Here is a 25646-nt window from a genome sequence, read left to right as displayed (position 1 = left end):
ATAAAACTTATGAAAAAATTATATATCCTTAGTTTAGTATTGAGTTTTGCGTTTAGTTTTGCTCAGACTAATTTAAAAAAGGCCGATGCTCTCTTTAAAAATTACTCTTATGCCGATGCTTCTAAAGCCTACGAAGAGTGTTTGCAAAATATAGAGAATCCATCAACACAAACATTAAAAAATGCTGCAGACTCGTATTATTTTATTTCAGATGCAAAGAATGCTCTTAAATGGTACAAAAGATTGTATGAAGCTCAGGGCAATAATCTAACAGATATCTATTACCTGCGTTACATTCAGTCTATGAAAGCAGTTATGGATTACAATAATGCTGATAAAATAACAAAAGAGTATCTAAACAAAAAAGGAGATCAAAAAGAGATCAATCACTATGTTGCTCAAAAAAAGCAATTGGATAGTTTATCGAAAGCAAAGTCTCTTTATCAAATAAAAAATTTAGATATTAATACCAGTAAATCAGATTTTGGAGCCACTTTCTATCAGGACCGGATTGTATTTACATCAGCAAGAGATACAACAAATTTTAGTGATAAACTGTATACCTGGAACAACCAGCCTTTTCTGAATCTGTATGTAGCAGAAAGAAATCCTGCAGATGGAAGTTTGTTTAACGAAAGCCTGTTTATGCCCAATGTTATGACCAAATATCATGAAGCAACGGCAAGTTTTGATGCCAGCGGAAAAACAATTTATTATGCTTCGAATATCATTAAAAAAAAGAGGCTGGTAATTGATGAAAATAAAGTCAATAATTTTCAAATCCTAAAAGGATCAATTGTCAATGGAAAAGTCGAAAATCCAGAAAAAGTTTTATTCGATAATGACGATTATTCTGTAGGGCATCCTTGTTTAAGCGATGACGGACAATGGTTGTTTTTTGCCTCAGATATGCCTGGTGGTTACGGTGAAACAGATTTGTATGTGGTAAAAATTGAAGCTGATGGCACGATGAGTTCTCCTAAAAATTTAGGACCACAAATCAATACAATTGGTAATGATCTTTTTCCATTTTTTCGTAACGGAATCCTATATTTCTCTTCAGACGGACATTATGGCTTAGGAGATCTGGATGTATACGAAAGTAAATTTTTGCCAGACGGAAGTTTTTCTACACCAAGAAATCTTGGAACGCCAATAAACAGTAATAAAGACGATTTTACTTTTATAATCGACAAAAGTGGAAGTTATGGTTATGTTTCTTCAAACAGGGCAGAAGGTAAAGGAGACGATGATATTTATTCTTTTGTAAAAGGAGAACCGGTTTGCAACCAGAACATATCTGGTAAAGCAACCGATAGAAAATCAAAATTGCCAATTACAGATGTTACTATTGTTGCTTACAATTCGTACAACGAGATTTTGGCAGAAACAAAAACCAACTACGAGGGTAATTATGCCGTGACAGTTCCTTGTAATAAAACAGTTCGATTAGTAGCTACAAAAACAAACTATAGCAGCGACGAAAAAACAGTTGAAACCACAAAAGAAAATGAAGGCGAAATTACCAACGTTAATTTTGAGTTGAGCAATTATGATGACTTAGTAGTAAAAAAACAAGGAGTAGAAAAAGTAGCTGTTAACCCAATTTATTTTGATTATGACAAATACGATATTACACCTTTGGCGGTCGATGAATTGGCCAAAGTAGTTTTTATCATGCGAAAATTTCCTAATATTCGTATCAAAATAGAATCGCATACAGATTCTCGGGGAAAAGATTCGTATAACCTGAAACTTTCTGATAACAGAGCCAAATCGACACGGGATTATATCGTTTCCCAGGGTATCGACGCTTCAAGAATAGAAAGCGCAATAGGTTACGGCGAAACCCGATTAATAAATAAATGTAAAAACGGAGTAAAATGTACAGAGGCAGAACATTTATTGAACAGACGTTCAGACTTTATCATTATTCAGAAATAGTTTTATGTTGATAGACTAATAATTTGATTATTAGAATAAAAATATAAAACGAAGAGACCATTTGGAAGTTGGTTTTGTTTAATTCTTTTTAAGAATAATGGGCAAGAAGAAAATCAAGTTGCATCTTTTTGCAGCTTGATTTTTGATTTATAAAACTTTTGCTTTTTGCTGTTTTTGAACAAAAATAATCCTAATTTTGAGATTCAGTTATTCAAAAACACAACCAGCAGTATTATAATATTTTATGAGTATTCAAGAAACAATTCAGACATTAAGAGACGAACTAAATCAGCATAATTACAATTATTATGTATTAGATAATGCCACAATTTCTGATTATGATTTTGATATAAAACTAAAAGAGCTTCAGGATTTAGAAAATAAAAATCCGGAATTTTTCGACGCACAGTCGCCAACACAACGAGTGGGAGGTACTGTGACGAAAAATTTTAAAACCATTGCCCATCAATACCGCATGTATTCTTTAGACAATTCTTATTCTAAAGAAGATTTACTGGATTGGGAAACCCGAATTCAGAAAGTTTTAGGAAATGTTGATTTGCAATATACCTGCGAATTAAAATATGACGGAGCCTCGATAAGCATAACTTACGAAAACGGAAAGCTGGTACAGGCTTTAACCCGTGGAGATGGTTTTCAGGGAGATGAGGTTACCAATAATATCAAAACCATAAAATCAATTCCTTTACAACTAAAAGGGAACTATCCGGAGAAATTCGATATTAGGGGAGAAATTATTTTGCCTTTTGCCGGTTTCGAAAAAATGAATCAGGAATTGATAGAAATAGGAGAAACACCCTATTCAAACCCAAGAAATACAGCTTCAGGGAGTTTAAAATTGCAAGATAGCGCTGAGGTTGCCAAACGTCCGTTAGAATGTTTACTGTATTTTGTAACCGGTAATAATTTGCCTTTTTCCTCTCAGTTCGAAGGATTGGAATCTGCCAGAAGATGGGGATTTAAAGTGCCGGGCGAAGCAAAATTAGTCAATAACCTGCAGGAAGTTTTTGACTTTATTGATTATTGGGATGTTCACCGCCATAATTTACCTTATGAAACAGATGGTGTAGTTATAAAAGTAAACAGCATTCAGCATCAGGAAGAGTTAGGATATACCGCAAAATCACCTCGTTGGGCAATTGCATATAAATTTAAATCAGAACAAGTTTCTACCCAATTAAATTCGATTACCTATCAGGTTGGTCGTACCGGAGCCATAACGCCGGTAGCAAATTTAGCACCGGTACAATTGGCAGGAACTATCGTAAAACGAGCTTCGCTGCACAATGCAGATCAAATCGAAAAACTGGATATCAGAATAAATGATACCGTTTTTGTAGAAAAAGGAGGTGAGATCATTCCAAAAATTATTGCAGTAGATTTAGAAAAACGACCAGAGAACTCAGAAGTAACGCAATACATCACACATTGTCCCGAATGTCAGACCCAGTTAGTAAGAAACGAAGGAGAAGCCAACCATTATTGTCCTAATTTTTACGGATGTCCTCCGCAAATTATAGGCAGAATACAGCATTATATATCAAGAAAAGCCATGGATATTGAAGGTCTTGGCGGCGAAACAGTAGCCCTGCTATTTAAGAATGGTCTGGTTCATAATTATGCTGATCTGTATGAGCTAAAAGTAGATGATATTTTGCATCTCGAAAGAATGGCAAAAAAATCTGCCGAGAATCTGGTAAACGGTGTAGAGAAATCAAAAGAAATTCCGTTCGAAAGTGTGCTTTTTGCGCTCGGAATTCGATTTGTTGGAGAAACTGTAGCTAAAAAACTAGCCAAACATTATAAAAATATTGAGGCACTAAGTCAGGCTACACTAATGGATTTAATTTTAGTAGATGAAATTGGAGAAAGAATTGCCAAAAGCGTGATTGAGTTTTTTGAAAACGAAGAAAATCAAAAAATTATCGACCGCTTAAAAAGCTATGGTATTCAATTTGAAATCGTCGAAAAAATAAATCCGAATGCTACCGAAAAATTCATGGGTAAAACATTTGTAGTTTCAGGTGTTTTTGCACAATTTTCAAGAGACGAATTAAAGAAAACAATCGAAGATAACGGAGGGAAAGTTGGAAGTTCAATTTCTGCGAAAACTGATTTTGTAGTAGCCGGAGATAATATGGGACCAGCAAAATTAGAAAAAGCCAGTAAACTGAATATTCCAATATTATCAGAAGAAGATTTTATAAATAAATTAAATGAAAGCGAATAAACCATCGTTGATTTTATTTTTTGTAGCGTTACTGTGCACAATTATTTTTGATTGGACAGAGCAGGATTTTTTTGCACTTTATGCTAAAGCGATTGTGCTCCCTGCAATTTTTATCTATTTTTTGATAAGTAACGAGTTTAAAATAAAAAAAACCGAAGGTTTGATTTTTCTCTTCTGTTTTGTAGGTCAGGTCTTTGATCTAATGGATATCGAAATTTCAGAAATTGGTGCAGTACTAAGTTTTCTCGTAGTGTACCTTTTGATCGTAAAACTTTTTATAAGAGAACATGAAAAAATAAAACTGGCAAAAAAAGATATTTTGCCAGTTTCTATAGTAATTATATTTATCGTTTATCTGCTCATTTCAGTGCTAAGTTTGCAATCCGACAATATGAAAAAGTTTAATATAATTTATACTTTTTACGGAATTGTGCTTGGCGTTTTAAGCTACTTTTCATTTGTAAGTTACATTACAAAAGGAACACACATTACATTACTAATGTCATTAATGGCCATTAGTTATATTTTTTCGGATATATTCTACATCTTCAACGAATACTTTTCTTATTCAGTGGTACTCGTTTTAATTCGGGATGTAACACAAATTCTGGCTTATTTCTTTATGGTAGAATACTTTCTTGAAAAAGTCAAAATTCATAAAAAACTTTTATACAACAATTGATCTTCCCTGATTGCTGTGCGCTTTATCCTTATCAAAATAAAAATCTATTCTCCCAAGATTAATACCATAACAACCTACCTGATTCACCAATACATCTTGTCCTGCTTTATTTTTTACAATAGTAGGTTTGTCTAAAAAAGTATGCGTGTGACCACCAATAATTAAATCGATATCCTGAGTTTGTGCAGCAAATTTTAAATCAGAGATTTTAGATTCGTCGTCCTTATATTTATAACCTAAGTGCGAAAGACAAATTACCAAATCGCATTTTTCTTGTTTTTTTAATAATTGCGTCATATCCTGGGCAATTTCGACCGGATCATTATAAACAGTTTCCTTATACATTTGTTTGTCTACCAAGCCGGCAAGCTCAATTCCTACACCAAAGACACCAACTTTAATTCCGCTTTTATTAAAGATTTTGTACGGTTTTACAAGACCGTTCATCACCGTATTTTTAAAGTCATAGTTAGAATTGATAAATTCAAAAGTTGCATGTGGCATTTGTGCATAAAGACCGTCAAGACCATTGTCGAAATCGTGATTTCCAATCGTCGATGCATCATATTTCATCATACTCATCAACTTAAACTCCAGTTCTCCACCGTAATAATTAAAATAAGGAGTACCCTGAAAAATATCTCCTGCGTCTAACAAAAGTACATTTGGATTTTCCTGACGAATAGTTTCTATAAGTGCAGCTCTGCGAGATACACCACCTTTATTTGCATTACGAGGATCATCAGCCGGAAAAGGGTCAATATGACTGTGAACATCATTAGTATGTAAAATCGTTAAGTGTTTGATATCGTTAGTTTCAAAACTACTCAAGGACAAACCTAAACTTAATAAGGCAGTACTTGCAGCTGTTTTTTCGATAAATTCTCTTCTTTTCATTTTGTATATTTTTTACGAAAACTGTAATTTGCTAATGTTTTTTTTCTTTGCCACGAATTTCACGAATTTGCATGAATTGATTTTTTTTGAATTCGCTCAAATTCGTATTGAATTTTTACAATTGGAATTCGTGTAAATTGGTGTAATTCGTGGCGAACTTTTTTATTCTTCTGTAATTCGGATATCTTTTGCTACCGGAATTGTATCGACTTGTTTAAAATAATCAATCAATACATTTCGAAGTTTATAATTCAAATCAAATTTCTGAACACCCTTCGCAAAGAAATTCATGCTATCGCCACCATTTGCCAGATAATCATTTGTAGCTACATAATAAACGGTATTAAGGTCAAGAGGTTTTCCCTGAACCAAAATGTTTTTGGCAGTATTATCTTTTGCGATTGTAAAAGTCATACCTGATAGAGGCTGAGGTTTTTTCTCCTTAATAATATAAGCAGCTATTTCTAGAATTTGTTGTCCTTTTAAAGCGACAACAACCAGATTGTTTTCAAAAGGCATAATTTCAAAAGCAGTTCTTGTCGTTACATTACCTTTAGGAAGGATCGCACGAATTCCACCATGATTTAATAAACATAAATCAATACTTTTTTTCTCACGAGCTTTAAAAACAAGATTCCCGCGCTCCACACACACATCGGCTAATAAATTCCCGATGCTTGTTTGCCATTTTCCGGTACTTTTATCAAGTGTTTCAGGAGAATAAGCCAGAACACTGTCTAAATCCTTATTGATATGATCCCGATAAGGCTTAATAAATTTTTCAATTTCAGGAGTTTCAGTACCTTTTTCATTGATCGGAAGTTGTTTTCCTTCTATCTTCGTCAAATTATAGTTTTTTTGACTGCAAGAAAATATAAAAAAAAGTGTTAAGAATATAACAAAAAGTTTTAAAAATCCGTTATACTTTTTTAGTTTTACCATCTTAAATGCGACTTAAATAATTAATTTTGTAATCTGGTAAAAGTACTATGTTTTTAAATTATATAAAGGAATTTTTTGTAAAAAAATCATTAAAAAATCACTTGCATAATGTCAAAAACGAAGTCTTTACAAGTAATATACAAACAATTGGTTTACTGATTGATGAAAGCGATTTTCGCCATTCGCAAGATATAGTAAACGAACTTTTGTTGAAAGGGATAGCTCCTCACAACATAAAAATTGTTGCGTATAGAAGTAAATTCAAGGATAAGGAAACGTATTCTCTGCCTACATTTGGTAAAAAAGACATCAGTTGGAACGGAGAAATTACAGCAGTTTTTTTGAATGAATTTATGGAGACAGAATTTGACCTCTTGATTAGTTATTATGATACCGAAACGGCAGTTTTGATGATGATAACCCATAAATCAAAGGCTAAATTTAAAGTAGGATTTGCATCTGTAGATAAAAATCTAAATCGATGGATGATTAATACCGCTATGCAGAATTATAAACTTTTCGTTTTCGAATTGTTCAAGTATTTAAAGAGTATAAAGTAAAATTATAAATTAGAATATGCAATCATTAATAGGAACTGGTGTTGCCCTTGTAACGCCATTTAAAAAAGACTTTTCAATAGATATCGAAGCTTTGCAGCGTATCGTAAATTTTTCGATAGACGGAGGAGTTGAATATCTTGTGGTTATGGGAACAACAGCAGAAAATGCTACCTTATCACAAGCCGAAAAAGAATTGGTTATTACTACTGTAATCAACACCAATAAAGGAAGATTGCCTTTGGTACTTGGAGTTGGAGGTAATAACACGCTACAAATAGTCGAGGAATTAAAAACAGGAGATTTTTCGGCTTTCGAAGCCATACTTTCTGTTTCTCCTTATTATAATAAACCTACACAAGAAGGAATTTATCAGCATTTTAAAGCTATTGCCGAGGCATCGCCTTTACCGGTTATTTTATATAATGTTCCCGGAAGAACAGCGAGTAATATGTTGCCGGCAACAGTTATTCGTCTGGCAAATGATTTTAGTAATATCGTTGCAATAAAAGAAGCAGCAGGCGATATGGCTCAGGCACTGCAACTGATAAAAAATGCGCCAAAAGATTTTCTTGTAATCTCAGGAGATGATATGATCGCATTGCCAATTGTTTTAGCCGGCGGAGCAGGAGTAATTTCGGTTATTGGACAAGGTTTTCCAAAAGAATTTACAGAAATGATTCGTTTAGGACTCAATAAAAAAGTAAATGAAGCGTTTAAAACCCAATACTTTTTATCAGATTGTATTGATATGATTTTTGAACAGGGAAATCCTGCCGGAATCAAACAAGTCTTTCAAGCCCTTGGTATTGCTGAGAACGTGGTACGTTTGCCGTTGGTAAGTGTCGATGAATCATTAGCAAACAGATTGAATGAATTTGTAAAAAACAGCATAAAATAACAGTGAGATTGCCGGTATTTTATTATACCAAAAAATATTTTGTAGTAGCTAAATTAATAACTAAATTTGCCACCGGAACTTCGGTGTGATTTTGCTTTGGCATAATTGTCTAAGAAATCATAATAAAAGTAAGAAAATGAAAAAAATAGTATCTCTATTAATTGTTGTTGTCCTTTTTTGTTCTTGTAGTGAATACCAAAAAGCATTAAAAAACGAAGATGTTGCAGCCAAATTTGATGTGGCAACAAAAATGTATGATGCTGGAAAATATTCTAAAGCCATTCGTCTTTTTGAGCAATTAGCACCTTCTTACAGAGGAAAGCCACAGGCAGAGAAACTTTTTTATATGTTTTCGCAATCTTATTATAAATCAAAACAATACTATTTGGCCGGTTATCAATTCGAAAGTTTTGTTTCAGGTTATCCCCGAAGCGAGAAAGTACAGGAAGCTGCTTTTTTAGGCGCTTACAGTTATTCGAAACTAGCTCCCGTTTATAGTCTTGATCAAACAGATACACAAAAAGCTTTAGAGAAATTGCAAGCTTTTATAGATAATTATCCAAATTCAGAATATATAGTTCAGGCTAACGAAGCTGTAAAAGTTTTAAATGGCAAATTGGAGAAAAAAGCATACGAAAATGCCAAAGGATACAATACGATTTCAGATTATAAATCAGCATTGATTGCTTTTGATAATTTTATCGCAGATTTTCCGGGAACACCTTTCAAAGAAGATGCATTGTTTTACAAATACGATTCGGCATATAAATTAGCAATAAATAGTGTTCCTGCAAAAATGGAAGAACGTTTAAATGTTGCAAAAGTAGCTTACAACAACTTAATTAAGTTTAACAGCGCTACAAAATATAAAAAAGAGGCAGACGAGATGAATGCTAGGGTTGAAACTGATTTACAAAAATTTACTAAAATAAAATAAAGTCATGGATTTAAAAAAGACGAATGCTCCTGTAAATACAATAACTTACAATAAAACAGTTATTGAAGAGCCAACAGGAAATGTGTATGAAGCGATTACCATTATGGCTAAAAGAGCAAATCAAATTAATTCTGAAATTAAAAAAGAATTAACTGAGAAATTAGAAGAGTTTGCTACTTATAATGACAGTCTTGAAGAAGTTTTTGAAAATAAAGAACAAATTGAAGTTTCTAAATTTTACGAAAAATTGCCTAAACCACACGCATTAGCGGTTCAAGAATGGTTAGATGGTAAAACTTACCACAGAAGTTCAAATAAATAATATATAGTATAATGTCAGTTTTAAACGGGAAGAAAATTTTGCTGGGAGTTTCTGGTGGAATTGCAGCGTATAAAACAGCCTCATTAGTACGACTTTTTATAAAAGCAGGTGCACATGTCCAAGTGATAATGACACCTGCTTCTAAGGATTTTGTAACCCCACTTACGTTATCTACGTTATCAAAAAATCCGGTACATTCCAGTTTCTTTAATCAGGATGATGAAGATGCTGTCTGGAACAATCATGTCGAATTGGCTCTTTGGGCTGATTTAATGTTAATTGCTCCGGCAACAGCCAATACATTATCTAAGATGACAACAGGAAACTGCGATAATCTTTTAATTGCTACTTATTTATCGGCCAAATGTCCTGTTTATTTTGCTCCGGCAATGGATTTGGATATGTATAAACATCCCTCTACCTTATCTAGTTTTGCAGCTTTAAAAAAGTTTGGAAATGTAATGATTCCTGCTGAAAATGGAGAGTTGGCAAGTGGTTTATCCGGCGAAGGACGTATGGCTGAACCGGAAAATATTATTGCTTTTCTTGAAGCAGACTTAGAAAGTAAATTACCCCTAAAAGGAAAAAAAATACTAATTACTGCCGGACCAACATACGAAGCAATAGATCCTGTACGTTTTATAGGAAATCATTCTTCAGGAAAAATGGGGTTTGATATTGCGCATCAGGCAGCAAGTTTGGGGGCAGAGGTTATTTTAGTTTCGGGGCCAACGCATTATAAGGCAAAAAATAATTTAGTTAAAGTTATTAATGTAATCTCGGCTCAGGAAATGTATGATGCTTGTCATTTGTATTTTAATGATGCTGATGTTGCTATTGCAGCAGCGGCTGTAGCAGATTACAGACCAAAAGTAGTAGCTTTGCAAAAGATTAAAAAAGCATCAGATGATTTTACGATAGAGCTCGAAAAGACAAAAGATATTTTAGCATCGCTTGGCGAAATCAAAAAAAATCAGTTTTTAATTGGGTTCGCTTTAGAGACCGAAAATGAAATTGACAATGCTAAGTTGAAAATTCAGAAAAAAAACTTAGATTTGATTGTTTTAAATTCCTTACAAGATGAGGGCGCCGGTTTTAAAAAAGAAACCAATAAAGTAACATTTATTGATAGTGATTTTAGAATTGAACCTATGGAATTAAAAACAAAAGAATCCGTTGCCGTTGATATTTTAAATAAAGTGATTTCACATTTTTCGAAATCGTAATGATTTAGAATATAAATTAAAAGCAGAATAGTAAATTCTATTAGCTGCTAAATCACAAATATTATCTTTGAAATGAATAAAATAGTTGTCTTTTTCGCTTTTTTTATCTTTGGCTTTACACAAGCACAACAGTTAAATTGTACTGTAACTATTAATACTGAAAGATTACCAAATCCAAATCAGCAAGTTTTTAAAACACTTCAAACCTCATTATCCGAATTTGTAAATAAAACAGATTGGACAGGTTCAGTTTTAAAACAAAACGAGCGAATCAATTGCTCGATGTATATTACATTGTCATCAAACAGTTCCGATCAGTTTACAGGGACTATTCAGGTACAATCTTCTCGATTAATTTTTAATTCGACCTATTCTTCACCAGTTTTAAATTACAACGATAAAGATTTTAACTTTAGATATACAGAGTACGAACCTTTGTTGTTTAACCCGACTACCTTCGACTCCAATTTAGTATCTGTAGTTTCGTTCTATAGTTATATGATTTTAGGAATGGATGCTGATACGTTTCAAATGGGGGGAGGAAATCAATATTTTGAAACCGCTCAAAACATTGCTAATGTTGCACAACAAGGTGGTTCTAAAGGCTGGAGCCAGTCTGATGGAGTTCAAAACCGTTATTTTTTAATAAATGATATGGTTTCGCCAATGTACAGCGATTTACGTCAGACCGTTTATGGGTATCATACAGGCTTAGACGGTATGAATGTGGATTTAAAAGCATCAAAAGAAAAGATAAAAGCAGCATTATTGAATCTTCTGAAATTAAATTCAGTAAAACCAAATGCCTTTTTGACAAGAGTATTTTTTGATGCAAAATCAGACGAAATCGTTTCTATATTTTCAGGAGGACCAAGTATTCCCGTTGGAGACCTGACGGATATGCTCAACAAAGTATCTCCTTTGAATTCGACCAAATGGTCACAAATTAAATTCTAATTGATTTTTATTTCAATTTACTTTCTTTAATAAATTTTATATTTACACAATTTCCTTATGATAACGTCCTTGTCGATTAAAAACTATGCTCTGATTGAAAAACTCACAATCGATTTTTCAAGAGGTTTTTCTATAATTACAGGAGAAACAGGTGCGGGTAAATCTATTATATTAGGAGCGATAGGATTGGTTTTAGGAAAACGAGCTGACTTAACTTCATTAAAAAATAAAGAAGAAAAATGTGTTATCGAAGCACATTTTGAAATCTCTAAATACAAGCTGAAAGAATTTTTTGAAGCAAATGATCTTGATTACGAAGAAGAGACTATTATAAGAAGAGAAATTTTACCTTCGGGAAAATCTCGTGCTTTTATAAACGATAGTCCCGTAAATCTTCAGGAATTGCAGGATTTAAGTTTGTTTTTAATTGATATCCATTCACAACAACAAACACAAGAACTTTCAGACGAAAGTGTTCAGTTCAAAATTATTGATGCCATAGCAAATAATTTTGATACCATTCAATCCTATCAAAAAGTATTAAAAGCTTATAAAGCAGATAAATCTAAATTGAACGCTTTATTAAAAAAACAAAGTGATTCAGGAAAAGAGCAGGAATACAATACTTTTTTACTGAACGAACTAGTTACGGCCAAGCTAAAATCAGGCGAACAGGAAGAATTAGAAGCCGATTACGAAAAATTAAATAACGTTGAGATTATAAAAGAGGCATTAGATAAGTCACTTGTTATTGCCAACGAAGAACAATTTGGCGTTTTTCATAACCTAAATGAAATCAAAGCTTCTTTGCAAAAAATTGCGACATTCTCTCCTGAATATCAAAATATATTTGAAAGAATGACAAGTTTGGCGATTGAATTTGATGATGTTTCAAAAGAACTTCAAAATTCTTCTGAAAAATTATTAAATGATCCGGCACAATTAGAATTAGTAAGTCAAAAATTGCAATTGATTTATAACTTGCAAAAAAAGCATCAGGTTACTACAGTTGATGAATTGATCGAAATTCAGGCAACTTTAGGAAATACGCTGTTGGAGCTTGATAATATCGAAGAAGAAATTGCTGTTTTGTCAAAAGCAATAGACCAAAAAATAATAGAATTAGATACCTTTTCAGCGACAATTCATAAGAACAGAACCACTGCAATTCCGGTTTTGTCACAAAAATTGATTTCGATTTTAGAGACATTAGGGATGCCAAATGTTCGTTTTAATATGGAACTTTTGCCATCAGAAACCTATTTTCAAAATGGAAAAGAGGAATTACAATTTTTATTTTCGGCCAATAAAGGAACTGATTTTGGATTACTGAAAAAAGTAGCTTCCGGAGGAGAAATGTCTCGTATTATGCTGGCAGTTAAAGCAATTTTGGCACAATATTCAAAATTACCTACTTTAATTTTTGATGAGATCGATACAGGAGTTTCCGGAGAAATTGCCATTCGAATGGGTGAGATCATGAAAGAAATGAGTGCTACGATGCAAATTTTTGCCATTACTCACTTACCTCAAATTGCTGCAAAAGGAGATTCGCACTTTAAAGTTTTCAAATCTACAGTAGACGATGATACACAGTCAGAATTAAAGCTATTGTCTCAGGACGAAAGAGTTATAGAAATTGCTCAAATGTTATCAGGCGCAGTTGTTTCAGATTCGGCTTTAAATCATGCTAAAGCCTTGTTGAACTAAAGAAATAATTTATATTTGTCAACTCAAAGCTAATTAAACAAACGTAAATAAGTTAGTCATTTATTTCAGGATAGATTAACGGAATTTGCGAATAAATAGAAAAATATGATTATAGAACCTAGAATGAGAGGATTTATTTGCTTGACTGCACACCCAAAAGGTAGCGAGCAAAATGTTAAAAATCAAATAGAATTTATAAAATCAAAAGGACCAATTGCAGGTGCAAAAAAAGTATTAGTTATTGGTGCTTCAACAGGTTTTGGATTAGCTTCAAGAATTACAAGTGCTTTTGGATCTGATGCTGCAACTATTGGAGTATTTTTTGAAAAACCACCCGTAGAAGGCAAAACAGCTTCGCCAGGTTGGTATAATTCTGCTGCATTTGAAACAGAAGCTCATAAAGCAGGTTTATATGCAAAAAGTATCAATGGAGATGCTTTTTCAAATGAAATAAAAAGACAAACTTTAGATTTAATCAAAGCCGATTTAGGGCAAGTTGATTTAATTATTTACAGTTTAGCTTCACCAGTTCGTCAACATCCGGTAACAGGAGTTTTGCACCGTTCTGTTTTAAAACCTATCGGGCAAACTTTTACGAATAAAACAGTAGATTTTCATACAGGAAACGTTACAGAGGTTTCTATCGCTCCGGCAAATGATGAAGATATTACAAATACTGTAGCTGTAATGGGCGGTGAAGACTGGACAATGTGGATTGATGCTCTCAAAGCGGAAAACTTATTAGCAGAAGGAGCTACAACAGTTGCTTATTCTTATATAGGGCCGTCATTGACAGAAGCAGTTTACCGTAAAGGTACAATTGGTCGTGCCAAAGACCATCTGGAAGCTACAGCATTCTCGATCACTGACAGTTTGAAAGAAATAGGGGGAAAAGCGTATGTTTCTGTAAACAAAGCATTAGTAACACAAGCAAGTTCTGCAATTCCGGTAATTCCGTTGTATATTTCTCTTTTATATAAAATTATGAAAGAAGAAGGTATTCATGAGGGCTGTATCGAGCAAATTCAACGTTTGTTTAAAGACAGATTGTACTCCGGTTCTGAGGTTCCTGTAGACGAGAAAGGCAGAATCAGAATCGACGATTGGGAAATGCGTGATGATGTTCAGGCAAAAGTGGCTAAACTTTGGTTAGAAGCTACAACTGAAACATTGCCTTCAATTGGAGATCTGGCAGGATATAGAAACGATTTCTTAAATCTTTTTGGATTTGAATTTGCAGGAGTAGATTATAATGCAGATACAAATGAAGTTGTTGAAATTGAAAGTATCAAGTAGATAAAGAAATTATCATAAATGAAAAACCATCAACCAAAAGTTGGTGGTTTTTTTATGAATAAAACATATCTTTGTTAAAATTTTGAAGTTTAAAAAATTGCCACTCTAATACCGCACATCCCGTTATGATTTTTTCTTTAATTATACCCGTGTATAATCGCCCAGATGAAGTTGATGAACTTTTAGAAAGTCTATCAAAATCTGACTATAATGAAGCCTTTGAAATTGTTCTTGTTGAAGACGGATCATCGATACCATGCAAAGATGTGGTAATGACCTATCAGGGAAAATTGAATATTTCATACTATTTTAAAGAGAATTCAGGACCTGGAGATTCGAGAAATTTTGGAATGCAAAAAGCACGTGGTGATTATTTTATCATTTTTGACTCAGATTGCATCATTCCGTCTAATTATTTGACCGAGGTTCGAAAAGCATTAAATGAAGGTTATGTAGATTGTTTTGGTGGTCCCGATAAAGCATTAGATAGTTTCTCGAACGTTCAAAAGGCTATTAATTTTGCCATGACTTCTTTTCTTACAACAGGAGGAATTCGTGGAGGATCTGAAAAAATTAATAAATTTCAGCCCAGAAGCTTTAATATGGGGATTTCAAAAAAGGCATTTGAAGCATCAAAAGGCTTTGGAAATATTCATCCTGGCGAAGATCCGGATCTTTCGATTCGTTTATGGAACTTAGGATTTGAAACCAGGTTGTTTACAGAAGCGTATGTGTATCATAAACGAAGAATTGACTGGGAAAAGTTTTCTGTTCAGGTGAATAAATTCGGGATAGCAAGACCTATTTTAAACAGTTGGTATCCAGAACATAATAAGCTGACTTTCTTTTTTCCTACTGTTTTTATCTTAGGTTTATTATTAGCTTTTTTACTATTAATTTTTAATATTGATATTTTATTACAATTATATTTTGTATATTTCGTTATTATTTTTCTTACAGCAAGTATTCAAAATAAAAGCATTAAAATTGGATACTTATCTGTAATAGCAGTATGGAAACAGTTTTATGGTTACGGAACAGGATTTTTAAAATCGTTTATAAAAATAATCCTCTTAAAGAAAAAACCACAAGAAGCTTTTCCTCGTATGTTTTTTAAAGTATAATATGACAAAAGTTATTGGCTTAACAGGCGGAATAGGAAGCGGGAAAACAACCATTGCAAACTTTTTTGCAGAAATGGGGGTGCCAGTGTACATTGCTGACGATGAAGCTAAAAAAGTAATGAAGTCTGAAAGTATTGTACAGCAAATAAAAACAACTTTTGGAAATTCTCTTTTTGAAGGTGAAATTTTAAACAGAGCAAAATTAGCCGAAATTGTTTTTAAGGATGCCGATAAATTAGCACAATTAAATGCCATTGTACACCCAGCGGTAAAACAGGATTTTGAGTTATGGTTGCAAGAAAATAAAAACCATAGTCATGTAGTTTATGAAGCTGCAATTTTGTTTGAAAGCGGGCGTTATAAAGATTGTGATGTTATCATAACAGTTACTGTCCCGGAAGAAATTAGAATAGAAAGAGTCTTAAAGCGAGATAATACCACACGAGAGCAAGTTTTAAACAGGATGAAAATGCAATGGGATGACGAAAAACGTATTTCCAGAAGTAATTTTGTAATTAATAACAGTAATCTTAAAATTGCCAGAGAAGAAGTTGTTAAAATCCTTAAAATTTTGAATATAAAACAAAATCAGTCTTAAATGTTAATATTTGGTTAATGTATTATTTAGTATATTGTTAAAATATTAATTTTGTTTCGATGAATAAATTATTTTTTAGAATACTTGTTTTACTGATGAGTTTGTCCTTAATAGGGATTATTCTGGTACAGGTATATTGGTTCAATTCTTCGTTTAAAAATAATGACGAACAATTTAAATATCACGTTACGCAAGTAATAGGTAATGTAGCTGATAAACTCGAACAACAAGAAGAATATAGTTTTTATGACAAGTACAATCGTATTAAAGATAGTACAGGTAAAACTCCAAAAAAAGAAGATCTGCTTGAAGTTCTGTATGTTCAGAGAAATACAAAAACAAATAAAACTATTGTATATTCTAATACCCTTACATCTGAAGATTACGATATAAATGGATCACTATTCAATAAGAAATTCAGTAGTGAGCGATTTAAAAATTTTAGTTCAAAAAGAGTAACTGAAGTTTACAATAATAATAACGGAATCGATAATAATGGTTTAGGGCAAAGTATTATTCCGGATCTTAAAATTGAAAAATCAGGTAGTTTAGATATCTTAAATAAAGTGCAACAGCAAATTCAATATAAGGATATTGCTTCTTTGACACCTATAGAAGGCAGAATTACAAAGGATAAACTTCAAAAACTTTTAAAGAAAGAATTAGAAGAATATGGTGTAAAAACCAAATTTGAATATGGTGTTCTTAACAGTGGTTTGGCGACGAAAGTAAAGTCTGATGGATTTCATTATGATAAAGATGCCAGTTATCATGTACCGATTTACACAGATAATGAAGGAAATAGCAAGTATGAATTATACATTACTTTTCCGCATAAAAAGAAATTCTTATTGTCAGAATTATTGAGTATTACCATATTATCAATAATTTTTACACTAATTATAATAGTAGCATACACGAGTGCTTTAAATCAATTATTGCGTCAAAAACATATTTCTGAAATCAAAACAGATTTTATTAATAACATGACACATGAGTTTAAAACTCCTATTGCGACCATAAATTTGGCACTTGATGCCATTAAAAATCCTAAAATTATTGAAGATAAAGAAAAAGTATTTCGATATCTGCAAATGATTCGGGATGAGAATAAAAGAATGCATGCTCAGGTTGAGAATGTTCTTCGTATTTCTAAATTAGAAAAAAGAGAATTAGACATTACAAAAGAACCAACTGCAATACACGATATAATCGATGATGCAATTGAACATGTAAATTTAATTTTAGAAGACAGGCAAGGAACAGTTGTAAAGCATTATAACGCAGCAAGAACAACTAGTTTAATCAACGAAGTGCATTTTACAAATGTATTGGTTAATATTTTGGAAAATGCCATTAAATATTCACCGGATGTTCCTGAAATTGAAATTTTTACAGAAAATGTCAAAGATATGATTCTGATAAAAGTAAAAGATAATGGTCTTGGTATGAGTAAGATAGCTCAAAAAAGAGTTTTTGAGAAATTTTACAGAGAGCATACAGGAGATTTGCACAATGTAAAAGGGCACGGTTTAGGCCTGGCTTATGTAAAAAGAATAGTAGAAGACCACAATGGTCAAGTATATGTTGAAAGCGAAAAAGGAAAAGGTAGCACCTTTATAATAAAAATACCATTAATAAATTAAAATATGGAAAATAATAACAAAAGAATACTTTTAGTAGAAGATGACCTTAATTTTGGGGCAGTTCTTAAAGATTATCTAATGTTAAATGACTTTGAAGTTACTTTAGCTAAAAACGGTATGGAAGGTTTCGAGAAGTTCAAGAAAGATGTATATGATTTATGTATTCTTGACGTAATGATGCCTTATAAAGATGGTTATACTTTAGCCAAAGAAATTAGAGAGAAGAATAGCGAAGTGCCAATTATATTCTTAACAGCAAAATCTATGAAAGAGGATGTGTTAAAAGGATACAAAGCCGGTGCTGATGATTACTTGAATAAACCTTTTGATTCAGAAGTTTTATTAATGAAAATTAAAGCCATTATTCAAAGAAAATCTGCCGATACAAAAGCAGAACAAGTACAATTTGAGTTTAATATTGGTAAATTCCATTTAAATTCTAAGCTTAGATTTTTGACTTTTGAAACGGATGAGCCAATAAAGCTGTCTCCAAAAGAAAATGAATTACTTAAAATGTTAATTCTTCATGAAAATGATTTGATGCCAAGAGAATTAGCGTTAACAAAAATCTGGAGAGATGATAACTACTTTACTTCAAGAAGTATGGACGTTTACATCGCTAAACTTAGAAAATATCTAAAAGCAGACGAAGATGTTGAAATACTTAACATTCACGGAGAAGGTTTTAGATTAGTTGTTAAAAGCAAAGTTTCTGAATAACAAAAAAATCACCTGAAAGAAATATAAGCCCTGAGAAATCAGGGCTTTTTTTATGCACTAATTTTAAATATTAAAATTTTAAGGAGTCTAAGGCTATGGCTTTAGTTTTCAGGTAGATAATCCTATACTTATAGACATGTAATAATGCCTTTTCTTTTTTTACACGATTTTTCTTTAAATTAATTTGGAAAATTGAAAAAGTATTATGAATATTTGCAGACGAAAAAAATAATAAACCTTTAATAACGAAGAAAAATGTCTGTATTTACATTATCATTTCAGAGCTTCACATCAAACAAGTTTGGTGCAGCACTTCTTCGTGGCCTATTTCAATCTTAGAAATTCAATTTTAGATATATAAAAGAGCCCGAAGACATTTAGTTTCGGGCTTTTTTTATTCTAGACACTTCAAATTTTCCCGAATAATCGATTTATTATTTATCCTAACAGATAAAATGTTATAGCCCGTTTTGGCTATTAATTTAATGCATATAATTTTTTAATGGAAAATTATACGGTAAACGAGTATGCTTTATGCTCTCGTTTTAAGAGTAAAAGAATAAAGAAAAGAGTAGTAAAAGAAGATTTTGAAAAACAATTAATCCAGTTAAGAAAGCTTGAAGTAGAACTCTGGAAGAAACGACAAGATTTACCATTAGTTCCTTTAACAACACCATATCAAAAAGGGTGGCAACGTAGCTTTGTACTAAGAGAAGATATAACAAGATCAAATGATTCTTCTTTTTACACAGTATTACTGGAAAAGATAAATACAGTTCAATTTTCTTCTGAAAAATCTTTTAAGAAAAAGAAAAAGAGAAAAAGAAAACACGTTTATGTTGAAAAGCTTCAGTCTTTAAAAGAGTTTTCAGAATCAGAATGGAGGAGTCCAAAATTAGAGTTGACAGAAAAAGAGAAAATTCATTTTTATAAGAGGGAACGATGGTGTCCGAACTGTAAACGGTATAAAATTCATTATGTATTTAGGGAACCCTGGCGTTATGTATTTCAAGTTAGACCTAATATGATAACGCATACTAAAATGATTGATACAGTTTTGGAAAGTGAAATTCAGCTTCTTGACAATTACATTACTAATCTTAATTTAAGATATAAAATAAACAAATTAGTAGATGGTTTTTCTTATCGTAACAGGTATTATCAAAATGAAAATCCGCGAGAGAGAAACCCAATTAAAAATAAAAGTCTATATGTATTGTATCAACAGTATGTAGACGAAACAATATAGATCATGGGAAATAAATTATCAGGAAAAGACCTTATTAAATTAGGTTTTCCAAAAAACAATTCAATAAACATCGCCTTAGGGCAAATAAACAGATATAGAAAAAGAGAGAAAAAAGAATCTATTCTAACAGAAGCCAAAGAGGTATTGTTGCATCCTGAAAAATTTGAAGGTCACGGAACCTGGGGAAAAGTAGCCGAAGGTTTAATAAAACCGATTCAGGTAAGAATGCATCAGCTGAAAACCACAAGAGTCCCTTTTACCATTTTTGGAGAAAATGAAATTGATGATCAGGCTAAGTTTCAATTGTATGACTCTTTAAAATTACCAATTTCAGTTGCCGGAGCTTTAATGCCAGATGCCCATTCAGGTTATGGACTGCCGATAGGCGGGGTTTTAGCAACAGATAATGCGGTTATTCCGTACGGAGTAGGAGTTGATATTGGTTGTAGAATGAGCTTGTCGATCTTTGATTTACCTGCTTCACACTTTAAGGGAAAAGAACATCAATTGCAGGCTATTTTGAAAGATAATACCAAATTTGGAATGAATGAAACGCATGCAATAAAAGCAGATCATGAAGTATTTTATAAAAGTGAGTTTCAGGATATTCCTTTATTAAAAAATCTTTTACCAAAAGCCTACAAACAGCTAGGCAGTTCTGGCGGAGGAAATCATTTTGTAGAGTTTGGTATTGCAAAAATTGACAACCCTGAAAATGAGTGGAAGTTAGGCGTTGGAGAATATTTTGCCGTTTTATCACACAGTGGTTCCCGGGGTTTAGGTGCCAACATAGCAAAACATTATACCTACTTAGCAACCAAACAATGTCCGTTGCCAAAAAATGTGCAACATCTGGCATGGTTGGATTTGAATACACACGATGGACAGGAATATTGGCTAGCAATGAACTTAGCAGGTGAATATGCTAAAGCCTGTCATGATGATATTCATAGAAGAATTGCCAAAGCGATCGGGAAAAGAGTAGTAGTAACGATTGAAAATCATCACAATTTTGCCTGGAAAGAAATTGTGAATGGTCAGGAATGTATTGTGCACAGAAAAGGAGCAACTCCTGCTGCCGAAGGTCAGTTAGGAATAATTCCGGGTTCAATGACAGCTCCGGGATATATTGTGAAAGGAAAAGGAAATGCTGAGAGTTTAAATTCGGCTTCACACGGAGCGGGACGTTTATTTTCAAGAGCTAAATGTAAAAGTACTTTTACCCAAAGTGATATTAAAAAGGCATTAAAAGCAAATGATGTAACCTTGATTGGCGGCAATATTGATGAAGCTCCTATGGCTTATAAAGACATTGTAAAAGTAATGGGAAATCAAACTGATCTGGTGGAAGTTCTGGGTACTTTTACACCAAAAATTGTTAGGATGGACCGTTAATAGAAATTAAGAATACGAAGCTCTACACTTTGCAATTTGATTTTGATAGTACTTACTGTAGTAGAGAAAAGCATAAAAGATAAGATAGATTTGGTACAAAAGAAAAAGAAGCCTGAAAAATCGAAAAAATATTCCAGAAAAAAATCAAATTAATTTTGCTTAAAAATAGAAAAACGATGCTATTCAAATTTTGAATAGTATCGTTTTTATTTTATTGGATTCTAATAATAATTGGCTACGAGTTCATGAATTAAAATGACTGTACGACACAAGGAAATAGATGCTATTTCCAATGCAACTCTAATGCAAAACATGTTTTATCAGCTTTTGTAATACTAAATGTTGCAGTAGTGTGATCATCATCTTCGCTTTCGTGAATTACAACCTGATCTTTCAGTGACAATTCTTTCATAAAATTCATTTCAAAACTTTTTACTTCTTGTTTTAGAATTCTTTTTTCATCGACGTGATCCAGGCACCATTCTAGATATTTGACATTGTTTACGTGATTTACAATATCTAAATCTGATAAATAAACTGTTTTTTCAAAAACGGCTCCTTTTTCATGATTGATATTTATTTTAGAAAATCCTTCCTGAGTTGCTCTGTTGTCAGGAAATAATTCAAAATGTTCATACGGCAGGGCCAAAGGTTCAGGACGTCGCGATTGTGTATTAAAAACAGCCCAATAGGTTTCGCAACCCACTATTTTTTTACCATTTACATACATTTCAAGCGCACGAACAGAACGAGAGTTCTCTAAACTATTGATCCACGTTTTTACAGTAACAATATCCTGCCATTTGGGTAAAGCCGTAACTTCAACGCGCATGCGACTTAAAACCCAAGCCTGATGAAATTTCTGCATGTCAAAAAAGCTAATACCGCCAACTTCAGAATGAGCTGCAGCAGTTAATTGTAAAATATTACATAAGTCCGCATATTTTAAAAAGCCCGTTGGCGTGCATTGTGTAAAATTTATCTCCCAGTCTTTGCTTAAAACTGAAGTGAAATTTGGTGATATTGGCATTGTTGAATTTTAAATTGTTGATTTTAGATTTTAGACTCAATAAAGGAAATAATTTCGCTTTTTGGTGTAGCGTAATCAAACCATTTTGTGGCTTCATTTCTTTTGAACCACGTAAGTTGTCTTTTGGAAAAACGGCGGGTATTTTTTTTGATTTCTTCGATTGCAAATGGCAACGTGAATTCTCCGTCAAAATAACTAAATAATTCTCTATAACCCACCGTTTGTAGCGCATTTAACGCTTTATTAGGATATAATGCTTCTGCTTCTTGCAATAAACCTTCAGACATCATAATATCGACGCGTTGGTTGATTCTGTTGTAGATGATGGGTCTGTCAGCTTCCAGACCTATTAAAATTGAGGTGAAGTCTCTGTTGTTTTTCTTCTGATTTAAAAAAGAAGAATATGGTTTTTTACTTCCCATACATACTTCTACAAAACGCATCATTCGTTGTGGGTTTTGAAGTGTTTGTGGATTTTCTACCGTTATTTTTTGATAATAATCAGGATCTAACTGTAGCAACTGTTCTTGCAGATACTCAATTCCTAGTTTTTCGTAATTTAAATTTACTTCAGAACGCACATCGGGATTAATCTCCGGAAATTCATCGAACCCCTTTAAAACAGCATCAACATATAATCCTGAACCACCAATAAGGATCGCAAAATCATTGTTTAGAAATAGCTCTTGTAGTTTTGTAAGAGCTTCTTTTTCGTAATCGCCAACCGTGTAATTTTCTAATATTGATTTATTTTGAATAAAATGATGTTTTGCTGCCTGCAATTCTTCTTGGTTTGGAACTGCTGTACCAATGGTCATTTCTTTAAAGAACTGACGGCTGTCGCAAGATATTATCTCGCATTTAAAATGTTGAGCCAAGGCAATACTCAAAGCTGTTTTGCCTATAGCTGTTGGTCCGACAATGGTAATTAAATGTTTCATATTTCTTAGCCCGGATGCGGGTGAAAACCCCGAACTTATGTTGGTTAGTTTTTTTATAATTTAGTGCCACATTCGTAGCAAAATTTATCGCTGTCAAAATGTATAGGAGCATTGCATTTTTTGCATGTTTTTCTGGTATTCAATGCGCTATTTTTCAGACTACTTTTTGCAAACTCGGCTGTTACGATTCCTGTAGGTACTGCAATAATCCCGTAACCTAAAATCATGACTAAGGCGGCAATGAATTGACCTAATGGGGTTTGTGGCGAAATATCACCATACCCAACAGTCGTTAGGGTTACAATTGTCCAATAAATACTCATTGGGATACTTGTAAATCCTGATTCTTTGCCCTCGACTAAATACATTATCGAACCTATTATTATCGTACTTATAAGGACAAAATAAATAAAAACCAGAATTTTTTCTTTGCTGGCTTCTATAGCTTCACGAAGTTGTATCGATTGATGTGATATTTGAGGGATGTGAAGAATTTTGAATAATCGAAAAAAACGTAAGGCTCGTACGATGGATAATATACTTGCTCCTGGAAAAAAAATTGATAAATACATGGGTAAAACAGCCAGTAAATCGATGATGCCATAAAAGCTAAAAATATATCTAACGGGCTTTTGAATCGAAATAATCCTTAATATATATTCGAGAGTAAAAAAACCAGTAATAATCCATTCGAAAATAATAAGTTGAGAATGATATTTTTGATTAATTCCCTCAACCGTTTCCATCATGATCAAAATAACACTTAGTAATATTAATCCAAGTAAAACTAGATCAAACATTCGGCCTAAAATGGTATTTGTACCATATAGAATGATTTTGATTTGCTCCCTGAAGATTTCGTATTTTGATTTCATTTTTTTCATATCCACAAAGCTAATGAAAGTTTTGATGGATTAAAAATGCAGTATTTTAAGCGTTTTGCTTTTACGGATGTAATTTTGAATAATATTTTTGACATCGCGATTGTGTTGCATCGGAATTAAAATATTTTTTAGAATTTCGATATTCGTAATTTGATAATTTAAATCATAAAAGGCATATCCCTGATAGATTCCATTTTCGATCAAGACAGCACTTCTTTCGTTTACATTGCGTCCTCTGTCAATAAGGATCATACTTTTATTATCGAAGCTATTTTCAGATATAAATTGTTGTACCCTTGCGTTGTAAACCTCAGGAGTAATTTCTCCTATACAAGCACCATCACATTCTTTTATTTTATATTGAAAACATTCTTTTTTCGATTGATATAATCCGGTCAGTTTTTGGCACAAATGGTATTTTGCAGTGAATTTAAAAAGGGCATTTTTTCCTTCTTGTAAAGTCGCAAAGGATGTAATTTCTTTTTTTCGCCCATCTGCTTTTTCTAGCTTTAGATTTACATAACCATTTGAATCTTTTTCAGGATACAAGGCATACTGGAAGATTGTTTTTCGTTGAGATCGATTATATCTTGGACGGTTAATCTTTATTTCTTCGCTTTCTTTCAGCAAGGCAATCAACTCACTTCCTGTTTCATCATAAGTAATGGTAAAAACTTCGGCTTGAATTTTTTTGCTTTTGGTTGTAATTCCTGTAAAATGCTGATTAACTCTTTTCTTGATATTTTGACTTTTACCAATATAAATTAGCGTGCCACTTTCGTTATAAATATAGTAGATACCGGTTTTGGCAGGCATTTGAGCCAAAAGATCCAGAAATTTAGGTGCAATTCCTTTTTCAACTTCTAGTTTTATAAAATCTTTTACAATAGTTTTTTCCAGATCTTTTTCCAGAAGCATTTTAAACAACTTGGTCGTTGCCATAGCATCACCGCTGGCACGATGTCTGTCTGCCATTGGAATTCCAAGTGCACGAACCAATTTTCCTAAACTATAAGAGGGTTGTTCAGGAATCAGTTTTTTGGCAAGTTCAACAGTACAAAGTGTTCTGGCTTCAAAATCGTAGCCTAAACGTCTAAATTCAGTACGCAGAATTCGGTAATCAAAAGAGGCATTATGCGCTACTATGATACAATCAGATGTGATTTCGATAATTCGTTTGGCAACTTCAAAAAACTTTGGAGCAGAACGCAACATAGCATTATTGATCCCGGTTAATTTTACCACGAAAGGCTGAATCGGAATTTCAGGATTAACAAGGCTAATGAATTGGTCAACTACCTCACGGCCATCAAATTTATAAATGGCGATTTCGGTAATTCCTTCTTCGTTAAACTGTCCTCCAGTGGTTTCTATGTCTAGTATTGCGTACAAATTCAGTATTCAGTCTCAGTTTTTAGTATTCAGTTTTCTGTAGAG

At 32.8% G+C, this 25646-nt stretch carries 23 protein-coding genes; 17 read left to right on the top strand and 6 right to left on the bottom strand.

The annotated features are described in order from the left end of the window. The first annotated feature begins 9 nt into the window (after nucleotides 1-9). The 3 genes from B0A64_RS22210 to B0A64_RS22200 all read left to right on the top strand — a co-directional run bounded on the left by B0A64_RS22210 (nucleotide 10) and on the right by B0A64_RS22200 (nucleotide 4877). Complete coding sequence (locus B0A64_RS22210; protein WP_089481656.1) at nucleotides 10-1944, top strand: OmpA family protein; 1935 nt, start codon at nucleotides 10-12, stop codon at nucleotides 1942-1944. A 244-nt stretch (nucleotides 1945-2188) separates the two neighbouring features. After that, nucleotides 2189-4195, top strand: a complete 2007-nt coding sequence (ligA, locus tag B0A64_RS22205; RefSeq protein WP_089481655.1) for an NAD-dependent DNA ligase LigA — start codon at nucleotides 2189-2191, stop codon at nucleotides 4193-4195. Continuing rightward, entirely contained in the window at nucleotides 4182-4877 is a 696-nt protein-coding gene (locus tag B0A64_RS22200) for a lysoplasmalogenase family protein (RefSeq protein ID WP_089481654.1), read from the top strand. Before ligA ends, B0A64_RS22200 begins: the two co-directional genes overlap by 14 nt. Here the strand turns inward: B0A64_RS22200 and B0A64_RS22195 are convergent. Both B0A64_RS22195 and B0A64_RS22190 read right to left on the bottom strand, forming a co-directional pair. Then, the gene (locus tag B0A64_RS22195) at nucleotides 4863-5774 is read right to left on the bottom strand and encodes a bifunctional metallophosphatase/5'-nucleotidase (RefSeq protein ID WP_089481653.1); all 912 of its coding nucleotides are present in this window, start codon (nucleotides 5772-5774) and stop codon (nucleotides 4863-4865) included. The genes B0A64_RS22200 and B0A64_RS22195 overlap by 15 nt on opposite strands. A gap of 162 nt (nucleotides 5775-5936) precedes the next feature. Next, a complete protein-coding gene (locus tag B0A64_RS22190) occupies nucleotides 5937-6716 on the bottom strand; it encodes a 5'-nucleotidase C-terminal domain-containing protein (RefSeq protein ID WP_089481652.1) in 780 nt (259 codons plus the stop codon). A 47-nt stretch (nucleotides 6717-6763) separates the two neighbouring features. Here B0A64_RS22190 and B0A64_RS22185 point away from each other — a divergent pair, with 47 nt between their 5' ends. The 14 genes from B0A64_RS22185 (at nucleotide 6764) to B0A64_RS22120 (ending at nucleotide 21354) form a co-directional block, all read left to right on the top strand. Further along, complete coding sequence (locus tag B0A64_RS22185; RefSeq protein WP_089481651.1) at nucleotides 6764-7276, top strand: DUF6913 domain-containing protein; 513 nt, start codon at nucleotides 6764-6766, stop codon at nucleotides 7274-7276. A gap of 16 nt (nucleotides 7277-7292) precedes the next feature. Further along, nucleotides 7293-8174, top strand: coding sequence for a 4-hydroxy-tetrahydrodipicolinate synthase (gene dapA, locus B0A64_RS22180; protein ID WP_089481650.1), 882 nt, complete (start codon nucleotides 7293-7295; stop codon nucleotides 8172-8174). A 136-nt stretch (nucleotides 8175-8310) separates the two neighbouring features. After that, nucleotides 8311-9111 (top strand): outer membrane protein assembly factor BamD, encoded by an 801-nt coding sequence (locus tag B0A64_RS22175; RefSeq protein ID WP_089481649.1) that lies wholly within the window; start codon nucleotides 8311-8313, stop codon nucleotides 9109-9111. Nucleotides 9112-9115: 4 nt separating this feature from the next. Then, the gene (locus B0A64_RS22170; RefSeq protein ID WP_008463064.1) at nucleotides 9116-9433 is read left to right on the top strand and encodes a DNA-directed RNA polymerase subunit omega; all 318 of its coding nucleotides are present in this window, start codon (nucleotides 9116-9118) and stop codon (nucleotides 9431-9433) included. Nucleotides 9434-9444: 11 nt separating this feature from the next. Next, the gene (gene coaBC / locus B0A64_RS22165; protein WP_089481648.1) at nucleotides 9445-10659 is read left to right on the top strand and encodes a bifunctional phosphopantothenoylcysteine decarboxylase/phosphopantothenate--cysteine ligase CoaBC; all 1215 of its coding nucleotides are present in this window, start codon (nucleotides 9445-9447) and stop codon (nucleotides 10657-10659) included. A 72-nt stretch (nucleotides 10660-10731) separates the two neighbouring features. After that, nucleotides 10732-11616, top strand: coding sequence for a type IX secretion system protein PorD (gene porD / locus B0A64_RS22160; protein WP_089481647.1), 885 nt, complete (start codon nucleotides 10732-10734; stop codon nucleotides 11614-11616). A gap of 57 nt (nucleotides 11617-11673) precedes the next feature. Continuing rightward, nucleotides 11674-13326, top strand: coding sequence for a DNA repair protein RecN (recN, locus tag B0A64_RS22155; protein ID WP_089481646.1), 1653 nt, complete (start codon nucleotides 11674-11676; stop codon nucleotides 13324-13326). 105 nt (nucleotides 13327-13431) lie between these two features. Next, nucleotides 13432-14622 (top strand): enoyl-ACP reductase FabV, encoded by a 1191-nt coding sequence (fabV, locus tag B0A64_RS22150; RefSeq protein ID WP_089481645.1) that lies wholly within the window; start codon nucleotides 13432-13434, stop codon nucleotides 14620-14622. Between the two features lie 125 nt (nucleotides 14623-14747). Next, entirely contained in the window at nucleotides 14748-15746 is a 999-nt protein-coding gene (locus tag B0A64_RS22145; protein ID WP_089481644.1) for a glycosyltransferase, read from the top strand. A 1-nt stretch (nucleotide 15747) separates the two neighbouring features. After that, on the top strand, nucleotides 15748-16344 hold the full coding sequence (coaE, locus tag B0A64_RS22140) for a dephospho-CoA kinase (protein WP_089481643.1): 597 nt from the start codon (nucleotides 15748-15750) through the stop codon (nucleotides 16342-16344). Between the two features lie 59 nt (nucleotides 16345-16403). Next, complete coding sequence (locus tag B0A64_RS22135) at nucleotides 16404-17990, top strand: sensor histidine kinase (protein ID WP_089481642.1); 1587 nt, start codon at nucleotides 16404-16406, stop codon at nucleotides 17988-17990. 3 nt (nucleotides 17991-17993) lie between these two features. Further along, complete coding sequence (locus B0A64_RS22130; RefSeq protein ID WP_089481641.1) at nucleotides 17994-18710, top strand: response regulator transcription factor; 717 nt, start codon at nucleotides 17994-17996, stop codon at nucleotides 18708-18710. 502 nt (nucleotides 18711-19212) lie between these two features. Next, the gene (locus B0A64_RS22125) at nucleotides 19213-19959 is read left to right on the top strand and encodes a hypothetical protein (RefSeq protein WP_089481640.1); all 747 of its coding nucleotides are present in this window, start codon (nucleotides 19213-19215) and stop codon (nucleotides 19957-19959) included. Nucleotides 19960-19962: 3 nt separating this feature from the next. After that, nucleotides 19963-21354: an RtcB family protein gene (locus tag B0A64_RS22120; protein ID WP_089481639.1), complete on the top strand. Its 1392-nt coding sequence runs from the start codon at nucleotides 19963-19965 to the stop codon at nucleotides 21352-21354. Nucleotides 21355-21637: 283 nt separating this feature from the next. On the opposite strand, the gene B0A64_RS22115 is transcribed toward B0A64_RS22120, so the two are convergent. From B0A64_RS22115 to B0A64_RS22100, 4 genes are read right to left on the bottom strand one after another with little or no spacing between them, the layout of a single operon-like run. Further along, a complete protein-coding gene (locus B0A64_RS22115) occupies nucleotides 21638-22384 on the bottom strand; it encodes an acyl-[acyl-carrier-protein] thioesterase (RefSeq protein WP_089481638.1) in 747 nt (248 codons plus the stop codon). Nucleotides 22385-22407: 23 nt separating this feature from the next. Beyond that, entirely contained in the window at nucleotides 22408-23325 is a 918-nt protein-coding gene (gene miaA, locus B0A64_RS22110; RefSeq protein ID WP_089481637.1) for a tRNA (adenosine(37)-N6)-dimethylallyltransferase MiaA, read from the bottom strand. Between the two features lie 53 nt (nucleotides 23326-23378). Next, nucleotides 23379-24209, bottom strand: coding sequence for an ion transporter (locus B0A64_RS22105; protein ID WP_089481636.1), 831 nt, complete (start codon nucleotides 24207-24209; stop codon nucleotides 23379-23381). Nucleotides 24210-24239: 30 nt separating this feature from the next. Next, a complete protein-coding gene (locus tag B0A64_RS22100; protein ID WP_089481635.1) occupies nucleotides 24240-25601 on the bottom strand; it encodes an exonuclease domain-containing protein in 1362 nt (453 codons plus the stop codon). Nucleotides 25602-25646 lie beyond the last annotated feature (45 nt).

Origin of the sequence: Flavobacterium araucananum, assembly GCF_002222055.1 — a bacterium.
Classification (GTDB): domain Bacteria; phylum Bacteroidota; class Bacteroidia; order Flavobacteriales; family Flavobacteriaceae; genus Flavobacterium; species Flavobacterium araucananum.
This window is presented reverse-complemented; position numbering and strand designations above follow the sequence as displayed.